This is a genomic window from Promicromonospora sukumoe (assembly GCF_014137995.1).
Taxonomy (GTDB): Bacteria; Actinomycetota; Actinomycetes; order Actinomycetales; family Cellulomonadaceae; genus Promicromonospora; species Promicromonospora sukumoe.
In genome coordinates this window covers 1,220,709-1,229,795 of sequence record NZ_JACGWV010000002.1, presented here as the reverse complement: position 1 = coordinate 1,229,795, position 9,087 = coordinate 1,220,709, and the positions used below count along the sequence as shown (strand labels likewise).

General features: G+C 72.9%; 8 protein-coding genes. 6 read left to right on the top strand and 2 right to left on the bottom strand.

Going from position 1 to position 9,087, the window contains the following annotated elements:
- Positions 1-34 precede the first annotated feature (34 nt).
- The 3 genes from FHX71_RS22630 (at position 35) to FHX71_RS22620 (ending at position 2,078) form a co-directional block, all read left to right on the top strand.
- On the top strand, positions 35-1,045 hold the full coding sequence (locus FHX71_RS22630; protein WP_182619652.1) for a DnaJ C-terminal domain-containing protein: 1,011 nt from the start codon (positions 35-37) through the stop codon (positions 1,043-1,045).
- A gap of 89 nt (positions 1,046-1,134) precedes the next feature.
- Positions 1,135-1,587: a heat shock protein transcriptional repressor HspR gene (locus tag FHX71_RS22625; protein ID WP_020017794.1), complete on the top strand. Its 453-nt coding sequence runs from the start codon at positions 1,135-1,137 to the stop codon at positions 1,585-1,587.
- 164 nt (positions 1,588-1,751) lie between these two features.
- Positions 1,752-2,078, top strand: a complete 327-nt coding sequence (locus tag FHX71_RS22620; protein ID WP_182619651.1) for a DUF1540 domain-containing protein — start codon at positions 1,752-1,754, stop codon at positions 2,076-2,078.
- 85 nt (positions 2,079-2,163) lie between these two features.
- Here the strand turns inward: FHX71_RS22620 and FHX71_RS22615 are convergent, their stop codons facing one another.
- Positions 2,164-2,931 (bottom strand): nucleotidyl cyclase domain-containing protein, encoded by a 768-nt coding sequence (locus FHX71_RS22615; protein WP_182619650.1) that lies wholly within the window; start codon positions 2,929-2,931, stop codon positions 2,164-2,166.
- A 271-nt stretch (positions 2,932-3,202) separates the two neighbouring features.
- On the opposite strand from FHX71_RS22615, the gene FHX71_RS22610 reads away from it, so the two are divergent.
- Positions 3,203-6,733, top strand: coding sequence for a sigma-70 family RNA polymerase sigma factor (locus FHX71_RS22610; RefSeq protein ID WP_182619649.1), 3,531 nt, complete (start codon positions 3,203-3,205; stop codon positions 6,731-6,733).
- A 72-nt stretch (positions 6,734-6,805) separates the two neighbouring features.
- On the opposite strand, the gene upp is transcribed toward FHX71_RS22610, so the two are convergent.
- The gene (gene upp, locus FHX71_RS22605) at positions 6,806-7,441 is read right to left on the bottom strand and encodes a uracil phosphoribosyltransferase (RefSeq protein ID WP_182619648.1); all 636 of its coding nucleotides are present in this window, start codon (positions 7,439-7,441) and stop codon (positions 6,806-6,808) included.
- Between the two features lie 176 nt (positions 7,442-7,617).
- Here upp and FHX71_RS22600 point away from each other — a divergent pair, with 176 nt between their 5' ends.
- Together FHX71_RS22600 and FHX71_RS22595 are read left to right on the top strand one after the other, a co-directional pair.
- On the top strand, positions 7,618-8,052 hold the full coding sequence (locus FHX71_RS22600) for a nucleoside deaminase (protein ID WP_182620054.1): 435 nt from the start codon (positions 7,618-7,620) through the stop codon (positions 8,050-8,052).
- Between the two features lie 124 nt (positions 8,053-8,176).
- On the top strand, positions 8,177-9,061 hold the full coding sequence (locus tag FHX71_RS22595) for a Sir2 family NAD-dependent protein deacetylase (RefSeq protein ID WP_376770156.1): 885 nt from the start codon (positions 8,177-8,179) through the stop codon (positions 9,059-9,061).
- Positions 9,062-9,087: the final 26 nt, after the last annotated feature.

The window sequence follows — 9,087 nt, the reverse complement described above, 5'->3', positions numbered from 1 at the left end:
CCCGACCACCGGTATCGACGCGTAAGGAGGTGCCATGACCGGTCAGGACTGGATGGAGAAGGACTTCTACGCCGTGCTGGGCGTGTCCAAGGACGCCGACGACGCGGCCGTCAAGAAGGCCTACCGCAAGCTCGCGCGCCAGTACCACCCCGACCAGAACCAGGGCGACGCGGCAGCGGAGTCCAAGTTCAAGGAGATCGGCGAGGCCTACGCGGTCCTCTCCGACCCGGAGCAGCGCCGCCAGTACGACGCCGTGCGCGCCATGGCGGGCGGTGCCCGCTTCTCCGCGGGTGCCGGTGGTGCCGGTGCCGGCGGGTTCGAGGACATCATGGGCGCCATGTTCGGCGGCGCCCAGGGCCCCGGCGGCCGGGGCGGGCCGCGCGTCCGCTACTCGCAGGGCGGGAACGGCGGCGCGGGCTTCGAGGACATCCTCGGCTCGATGTTCGGCGGAGGCCGGACGGCCTACGGCTCGGGCACGACCGGCTACACCACGCCGACGGCGGGGGCGGACGTCGTCGCCCAGGTCACGCTGCCGTTCCGCGCGGCCGTGCAGGGTACGACGGCGGACCTCGAGGTCAACGGCCGCACCATCACCGCCCGCATCCCCGCGGGGATCAACGACGGCAAGAAGATCCGGCTGCGCGGCAAGGGCCGCCCGGGGGTCGCCGGCGGGCAGGCGGGCGACCTCGTCGTCACGGTGCACGTCACGCCGCACCCGGTGTGGACGCTGGACGGCCTCGACCTGCGCATGACCGTGCCCGTCACGTTCGCGGAGGCGGCGCTCGGCACCACCCTGGAGGTGCCGACCCTGGACGGCGCCACCGTGCGCCTCAAGGTGCCCGCGGGGACGCTGTCGGGCCGTGCGCTGCGGGTCAAGGGCCGCGGCGTGCAGACGGCGAAGGCGAACGGTGACCTGCTCGTCACGGTGCAGGTCGTCGTGCCGCAGAAGCTCAGCAGGAAGGCCAAGCAGGCGCTCGAGACGTTCGCCGCCGAGAACGACGGCGAGGACGTACGCGCAGGGCTGGCCGCACGCGCGGCAGAATGACGGCCGGTGCGGTAGGGCGCCTGCCCTGCCGCACCGGGTTCGGCTAACCTGCCCGCACGTATTCGTGCACAGGACACAGGGAGGAGCGCATGGTCGACGACGACACACCCGTGCTCACCGTGTCCAAGGCCGCCGAGCTCGCGGGGATGCACCCGCAGACGCTGCGGCAGTACGACCGCCTCGGTCTCGTCGTGCCCCGGCGCACGCGCGGGCGCGGCCGCCGGTACTCGCGGCGCGACGTCGCACGCCTGCTCCAGGTGCAGCGCCTGGCCCAGGGCGAGGGCATCAACCTCGCCGGGATCAAGCGCATCCTCGACCTGGAGGCGCACGTCTCCGTGCTGGAGGAGCGCCTCGGCGACCTGCTCATGCGGGTCCAGGAGGAGGGGCGCGTCTTCGCCGCCGGACCGGCCGCGGGCGACGTCGTGGTGGTCCAGCGGGGCCAGCGTGTGCGGAGCGCGGCGATGCGCGTGGACCTGGAGCACCGCGCCGGCGGCGGGGGCGCCGTGGTGCTCTGGCGGCCCGCCCCGCGACGCGAGGAGTAGCCGTTCCCCGGATCTCGCCCAGCATTTCGGCAATGCAATTCTTTCGTTAATCCTGAACGTTGCCGGAATGTAGGTAAGGCATTCCTCAATCCTGTGCGATCTGTCATTCAGGAATACGATCGACGCATTCCGCAGGAGCGATGCACCGAGCGAGGAGAGATGCCATGAGCACGCTGATGGAGATGCCCGAGGTCGTCGAGTGCTCGATCGACGGCTGCGGCTACAACCACGACCACGGCTGCCACGCCGGCGCCGTCACCATCGCCGGGCACGCGGGCGACGCGTCCTGTGCCACGTTCATCCCGCTCAGCACCAAGGGCGGCCTGGAGAAGGTGATCGCCCACGTGGGCGCCTGCCAGCGTGAGGAGTGCACCCACAACGACAACCTGGAGTGCAACGCGCCGTCGATCCGCGTGGGCGCCGGCCCCGAGGACCCGGGCCACGCCGACTGCCTCACGTTCGAGCAGAACGGTGCGACCCAGCAGGTCTGAGCCCGTCCGGCAGGGCAGAGGGGCCGCGCGCTCGCCGTCGAGCGCGCGGCCCCTCAGGGTTCAAGGCCCCAGGGAGCCAGGATCTTCAGCGCGCCAGGTGGTCCAGCAGGAGCAGGGCGTCGCCGTGCGTCCCGGGCAGCCGTTCGACCCACACCCGGGTCGGACGGCGCACCTCTGTCGTCAGGCCGAGCACCTCGGCGTTGCGCTCCACGACGCGGCGCAGCGACTGTCCCAGCTCGGCCGTCGTCGGGCCTCGCTCGCACAGGACCACGAACGTGCCGTCGCCCACGGCGGCCATCGGGTGTCCCTCGCCGAACACCTGGTGCAGCGTGCGGCCGATCGCGGCCGAGCGCGCGAGCCGCTGCCAGGTGTCGAGGTTCTCGAGGCCGACGTCGAGCACCAGCAGGCAGTGGGACTCGCCCGCGCTGGTCCCCGTGCGCTGCGCGACGCCGTAGGTCTCGCGCAGCCGCTCGCCCAGGTACTCGCCGGTGGGCAGTCCGGTCGACGGATCGTGCGTCGCGATCTGGTAGGGCACGCGCTCGCGCTCCCCGACCCAGCCGATCGCCGCCGCGCGCAGCGCGCCGACGTCCGTGGGGCGCCCGAAGGCGGCGTAGAGGCAGGCGACGTCGTCCAGTGCCTCGGTGATGCCGGCGCCGACCCCGGCGCGTGCGGCACCCAGCCGTTCGGCGGGCGCGATCACGCCCCGGCCCTCGGCCAGTGCCTCTGCTAGCGCTTCAGCGGCGGGGTGCTCCCAGTCGTTCGGCCGGATCCAAACCGACGCCAGACTCGTAGCGCGCCACCGCTCGCGCAGGTCGTGCACACGCACCCGCGCCTCCTGCTGTGCCTCGCTCATGATGATGGGACCCTCACGGGGATACATCATGACGCACCTTCAGGTGTGAGATGGCGGACTTCACCCGTGCGTCACCCCAAAATGTGGAATTCCACCCCCTAAATCGTCCGCCTGGCTCTATAGTCTTGCCTGGACGGCGACAGTCATCGGCAGCGCGACCACCGCGAGAGCATGGGTAGACGTGAGGCAAGTCGAGAGCAGCACGGGGGAGACCCCTAGCGACGCGGAACTGATTCTGCAGGTCAGAGCAGGTGACCGCGACGCTTTTGGCGTGCTCTACGAGCGCCACTCGGCGGCCGCCAGGGCCCTCGCCCGGCAGTACGTCACGCCCGCGGACGCGGAGGACGTCGTCGCCGACGCCTTCAGCAAGCTGTTCGAGATGCTGCGCCGCGGGGTGGGCCCCGACGCCGGGTTCCGCCCCTACCTGTACACGATGGTGCGCCACCGGTCGTTCGACCTGACCCGCAGCGCCCAGCGCACGCGTCCGAGCACCGACGACGAGATCGAGTCGGTCCTCGGCCGGGTGGCCTCGAAGGACGACCCCGCGCTCGACGGCTTCGAGCGCAGCGTCATCGCCAAGGCCTACGTCGACCTGCCGGAGCGGTGGCGCGAGGTCCTCTGGTACGTGCTCGTCGACGAGCTCAAGCCGGCACAGGTCGCGCCCGTGCTCGGTCTCAGCCCCAACGGCGTCTCCGCGCTGCTCTACCGCGCCAAGGAGGCGCTGCGGGCGGGCTACCTGCAGCAGCACCTGACGCACTCGCCGTCGGACATGTGCCGCACCGTCAACCCGCTGCTCGGCGGGTACGTGCGCGCGAGCCTGTCCAAGCGCGAGACCACCAAGATCGACGAGCACCTCTCCACCTGTGCCACCTGCAGCGCCCTCGTGCTGGAGCTGCACGACGTCGCGCACGGAATGAAGACCGTGATCGCCCCGCTCGTGCTCGGCGCGGGCGGCCTCGCCCTGGTCGGCGCCGGCGCCCCGATCGGCGGGCTGGTCGTCGCCGCGAAGGCCGGGGCGACCGCGGCCGCCGGCAGCGCGCACTCCGCCTCCGCGGTGAGCGCCGCGTCGAGCGGCTCGTTCTCCGGCGCGGTCTCGTCCGCGGCCTCCAGCACCGCGGGGGCGTTTGCCTCCGCAGCCGCTGCCGCCACGGGTGGGAGCGTGGCCGCGGGCGCGCTCGCCGTCGCCGCCGTCGGGCTGGTCGCGGCCTTGCAGATCGCGGCGCCGCCCGAGGGCGACCCCCTGATCGACACGGTGATCGCCACCAACGACGCGCGCGAGCTGCCGGGCGGCAGCGCCGCGGAAGAGGTCAAGGACGGCGGCGACGTGCTGCCGACCGACGTGCTGCCCAACGAGAACACCGCGTACATCTCAGTCGGCTACGCGGACGGCGGGCAGCCGCTCGCCGCGCGCCAGAGCCAGAACCTGTCGTTCTCGGTCGAGAACACGGGCAGCGCCGACGCGACCGGTGCGCAGATGCAGGTCACGCTTCCGGAGGGCCTGACGGCCACGAAGCCGGACGGTTCCTTCGGCACGGGCGTCGGCACCGGCCGCCTGATGTCGGCGACGAGCGCGACGCCGACCCCCGAGGCCACGCCCACCCCCACCGCGACCAGCGGGACCACGCCCGAGACCAAGGTGGAGGCCGACGCCCCCGCCGGTGCCACCGACACCGACACCACGGCGTCGCCGAGCGCGTCGCCCAGCGTGTCCCCCTCGGAGCCCGCCGCCCCGGTGGAGGCGCCGGTGATCTGCGCGCCGACCGAGAAGTCGAACGTGCTGCTCTGCTCCGTCGGTGAGCTCGCGCAGGGCGCCGCGCGCACCGTCGTCGTGCCGGTGCAGGCCAACACCGGGGGCGCCTACCCCGTGAGCGCCACGGTCTGGGCCGACGGTCTCGAGCCGGTCGCCGCCAACCTGCCGAGTCGCACGGTCGCGGCGTTCGGCCCGGAGCTGTCGGCGCAGACCAGGGACGTCTCGCTCGCCAGCCCCGGCATCGCCTCGCTGCCGATCAGCCTGACCAGCACCGGCGACACCACGGTCGCCCCGGGGTGGGGCGTCGTCGTCTCGCTGCCCGACGGCGTGAAGCCCGCCGCCGCGCAGACCCAGCTCCAGTGCAACCCGGCCGACCTGCCGGGCTCCTGGCTGTGCCAGCCGCTCCCGGGGGCCTACACCGGTCTGCAGATCGAGCCCGGCAGCGGCGTCGACCTGCTGCTGAACATCATCACCACCGCCGACCAGCCCAAGACGCAGCCCACCGAGCTCGGTGTGGCGAACGTCCGCCCGGCGCTCGGCGAGGGCCACGCCCGCGCCTCGTCGGCCACGCTGGTCGCGACGTCGGCCTGGGCCAACGCCGCCGCGGGCGCGGGCACCATCAGCACCTCCTGCCTCGCCGAGGGCGGCATCGACAAGGCCGACGCCGCGGTGATCGGCAGCTACAAGAACACGACCGACCGGGTCGTCCGCGTCGCCCTTGAGGCGGCCGGAAGCCGGGATTCCACGGGCAAGGACGTCGCGCCCGGCGACTCCGCCCGGGTCGTGGTGCACGACGGGCTGCGCGCGCCGGCCGGCCCGGCGGTCTTCGTGCTGACCACGGCCGTGGACGGCAGCACCTACGAGACCCGTGTCGAAGCGGGCAGCCACAGTGCGATCGACTGCTACAAGCCCGCGTGGGACGCCGACACGACCGCCGAGACCATCAACATGGCCGGCACGGTGGGCGTGCGCGGCACGGTCACCAACCGGACGAACGAGTCGATGAACGCGCTCATGTCGGTGCCGGTGGGCGACGGCACGGCGAAGACCGTGAAGCTGCCGGTGGCGGCGGGTGGCAACGTGGAGCTCACGGTGAACACCAACCGCACGCACATGCCGGAGGGTGACGTCACGTTCCACCTCTCGCGCGACGTGGCGGACAAGGACGGCGACCTGCCCGCCAACCCGATCGTCCCCACCACCAACCCGACGCAGCGCTTCGACGCCGCGCAGATCTCCCCGGCGCTGGGCGAGCGGACCCTGACGTCGGTGGGCGCCTGCACCTTCGACGTCGCGAAGGACCGCTCGGTGCAGACGTTCCAGGTCACCGCGGACAACACGGCTTCGACGCTCGACGTGAAGTTCCACGTCGGCGACGTCACCCGCACGGTCGCCGCCGGGGCCACCGACGTCATCGAGTTCCCGGTCGCCTGGGGTACCGACACCGTGACCGTGACGGCGGCCGGCCAGCAGTTCGGCCCGCTCGACGTCCGGTTCAAGCCCTGCCCCGAGGTCAGCTGGCCTTCAGCGGCGCAGCTCACGGTGACGACCGACGCGGTGTGCGTCGAGCAGAACGCGCAGATCACGGCGACCGTGGGCAACTGGACCGGCAAGGACTGGCGCGGCGTGCTGGTGCACGACGGCACCGGTGAGCACAGCGCGGAGCAGACGGTCCCCGCGGGGTCGCAGACCACGTTCGAGCTCGCGCAGCAGCCCCTGTTCAGCCTGGACGGCAACGTCACCGTGCGGCTGACCCGTGAGGTGGAGGGCTATCCCCTGTCCGTGGACAAGTCGTTCTCCGTCGAGGGCGAGTCGTGCGTGGTGCCCGAGCCCACCTGCGAGCCGGGCCCCGGGCCCACGCCGGACGACGGGGCGACGGCCGGCACGGAGCAGTCCTCGGCCACCGGACGGGCCGACGCCAACGGCGCCGAGCAGGCCGCCTACCTGTCGCCGGCCCCGGTCAAGGCGCCGACGGCCAGCAACTGGCTGCGGTGGATGAAGTACGGCGTCTGCGGACCGGCGTCGAACCAGGAGCAGCCGGACCAGGCCTAGCGCCCGGCCCCGGCGCTCCGGCGCCCGGCCGGCCCTGCCCTGGCGTCCTGCCGCGGCAGGACGCCGTCCGGCTCAGACGATGCCGTACAGCCGGTCCCCGGCGTCGCCCAGGCCGGGCACGATGTAGGCCTTCTCGTTGAGGCGCTCGTCCACGGCCGCGACCACGACCGACAGGTTCGCGCGGTCGCCCACGTGCTCCTCCAGCAGGGCGATGCCCTCGGGGGCGGCCAGCAGGCAGACCGCCGTCACCTCGCGGGCGCCCCGCTCCAGCACGTAGTCGATGGCCGCGACCAGCGTGCCGCCGGTGGCCAGCATCGGGTCGATGAGGAACACGTGCCGGCCGGTGAGGTCGTCGGGCAGGCGGTTCGCGTACGTGACGGCCTTGAACGTCTCCTCGTCGCGCACGAGACCCAGGAAGCCGACCTCCGCCGTCGGGAGCAGGCGGCTCATGCCGTCCAGCATGCCCAGGCCGGCGCGCAGGATCGGCACCACGAGCGGCGGCGGGGACGCGAGGCGCGTGCCCGTCATCGTCGTGACCGGCGTCTTCACCTCGTGCGGCTCGGTGGCGATCTCGCGCGTGGCCTCGTAGGCCAGGAGCGTGACGAGCTCGTCGACCAGCAGGCGGAAGGTGGGGGAGTCCGTGGTCTCGTCCCGCAGGACGGTCAGCTTGTGGGCGACCAGGGGGTGATCGACGACGTGAAGGCGCATGGGTGCAACGCTACCGGGCGGCCGTGCGCGCCGACGGTGCGCGGGCCCGGAAAGTCGCCAGTCCCACACTCCGCCCCCTCACCGCGTTGTCAGACACACAGGTCACTAGGGTGACCTGTGTGTCTGACACCTCAAGCCTGAGCGCCGCCGAGCGCCGCGCGCACTGGGAGCGGTGGATGGGCGTCGCGCTCGACGAGGCCCGGCGTGCGCTCGACACCGGCGACGTGCCGGTCGGCGCCCTGGTGCTCGACGAGGCCGGCCGGGTGATCGGCGTCGGGCACAACGAGCGGGAGGCGACGGGAGACCCGACCGCGCACGCCGAGGTGCTCGCGATGCGGGCTGCCGCTGATGCGCGCGGCGAGTGGCGGCTGTCGGGCTGCACGCTCGTGGTGACGCTGGAGCCGTGCCCGATGTGCGCGGGCGCGCTCGTGCAGTCGCGGGTGCGGCGGCTGGTCCTCGGTGCGTGGGACCCGAAGGCCGGCGCGACCGGTTCCGTGTGGGACCTGGTGCGCGACCAGCGGGCGCTGCACGAGGTCGAGGTGCTCGGCGGGTTCCGCGAGGACGAGTGCGGGGCGCTGCTCCGCGAGTTCTTCGAGGCGCGGCGGGGCTGAGCGCGGGGCTGAGCGTTCCGGGCTCGCGTTCCGGCGGGCCGACCGGCGGAACTGAGCGGCTCGCGGGTGCGAAATGGGACACACCACGGGTGCGTCCGGGCGTGGGCGGCATACCCTCGTAGGCGTGTTCCCTCAAGCTCGCCCCACCACGTGGCAGCCCGAGCCCGTCGAGGTCGCCCGCACCACCGTGGACGACGCCGTCGAGGTGCTCTCGGGCCTCCGGATCACCGCACTCACGGGCGCCGGGATCTCGACCGACTCCGGCATCCCCGACTACCGCGGCCCCGACTCCCCGCCGCGCAGCCCCATGACCTACCAGCAGTTCGTGGGCGACGAGGAGTTCCGCCGCCACTACTGGGCGCGCAACCACGTGGGCTGGCAGCACGTGGACCGCACCGCGCCGAACGCCGGGCACCGCGCGCTCGTCCGGCTGGAGGAGCAGGACATCCTCGCCGGGATCATCACGCAGAATGTGGACCTGCTGCACGAGGACGCGGGCTCCCGGACCGTCATCGACCTGCACGGACGCTACGACCGCGTGATCTGCCTGAACTGCGGCCGGGTCATCTCCCGGACGCACCTCGCGGAGCGGCTCACCGCGCTCAACCCGGGCTTCCTGGAGTCCGTGGGCGACGTCGCCGACATCGAGATCGCGCCCGATGCCGACGCCGTCATCGAGTCGACCGCGCACTTCAAGCCGGCGCCCTGCGAGTTCTGCGGGGGCGTGCTCAAGCCGGAGATCGTCTACTTCGGCGAGAACGTGCCGCGCGAGCGGGTCGAGCGGGCGTTCGCGCTGGTCGACTCCGCCGGAGCGCTGCTCGTCGCCGGCTCCTCGCTGACCGTGATGAGCGGGCTGCGGTTCGTGCGGCACGCGGCCGAGACGGGCAAGCCCGTGGTGATCGTGAACCGCGGCATCACGCGCGGCGACAAGTACGCGACGGTCAAGATCGACGCGGGCACGAGCGACGTGCTGGAGGAGCTGGTCCGCCGGCTCCCGCCGCCCGCCTAGCGCCCGCCTGGCGCCCCCCGTGTCAG

What these genes read in the sequence shown, in the direction of transcription:
- upp (WP_182619648.1), bottom strand. Translation starts at nt 7,441, where the DNA reads ATGCGCCTTCACGTCGTCGATCACCCCCTGGTCGCCCACAAGCTGACC.
- FHX71_RS22615 (WP_182619650.1), bottom strand. Translation starts at nt 2,931, where the DNA reads ATGAGCGAGGCACAGCAGGAGGCGCGGGTGCGTGTGCACGACCTGCGC.
- FHX71_RS22630 (WP_182619652.1), top strand. Translation starts at nt 35, where the DNA reads ATGACCGGTCAGGACTGGATGGAGAAGGACTTCTACGCCGTGCTGGGC.
- FHX71_RS22620 (WP_182619651.1), top strand. Translation starts at nt 1,752, where the DNA reads ATGAGCACGCTGATGGAGATGCCCGAGGTCGTCGAGTGCTCGATCGAC.
- FHX71_RS22600 (WP_182620054.1), top strand. Translation starts at nt 7,618, where the DNA reads ATGGGCGTCGCGCTCGACGAGGCCCGGCGTGCGCTCGACACCGGCGAC.
- FHX71_RS22625 (WP_020017794.1), top strand. Translation starts at nt 1,135, where the DNA reads ATGGTCGACGACGACACACCCGTGCTCACCGTGTCCAAGGCCGCCGAG.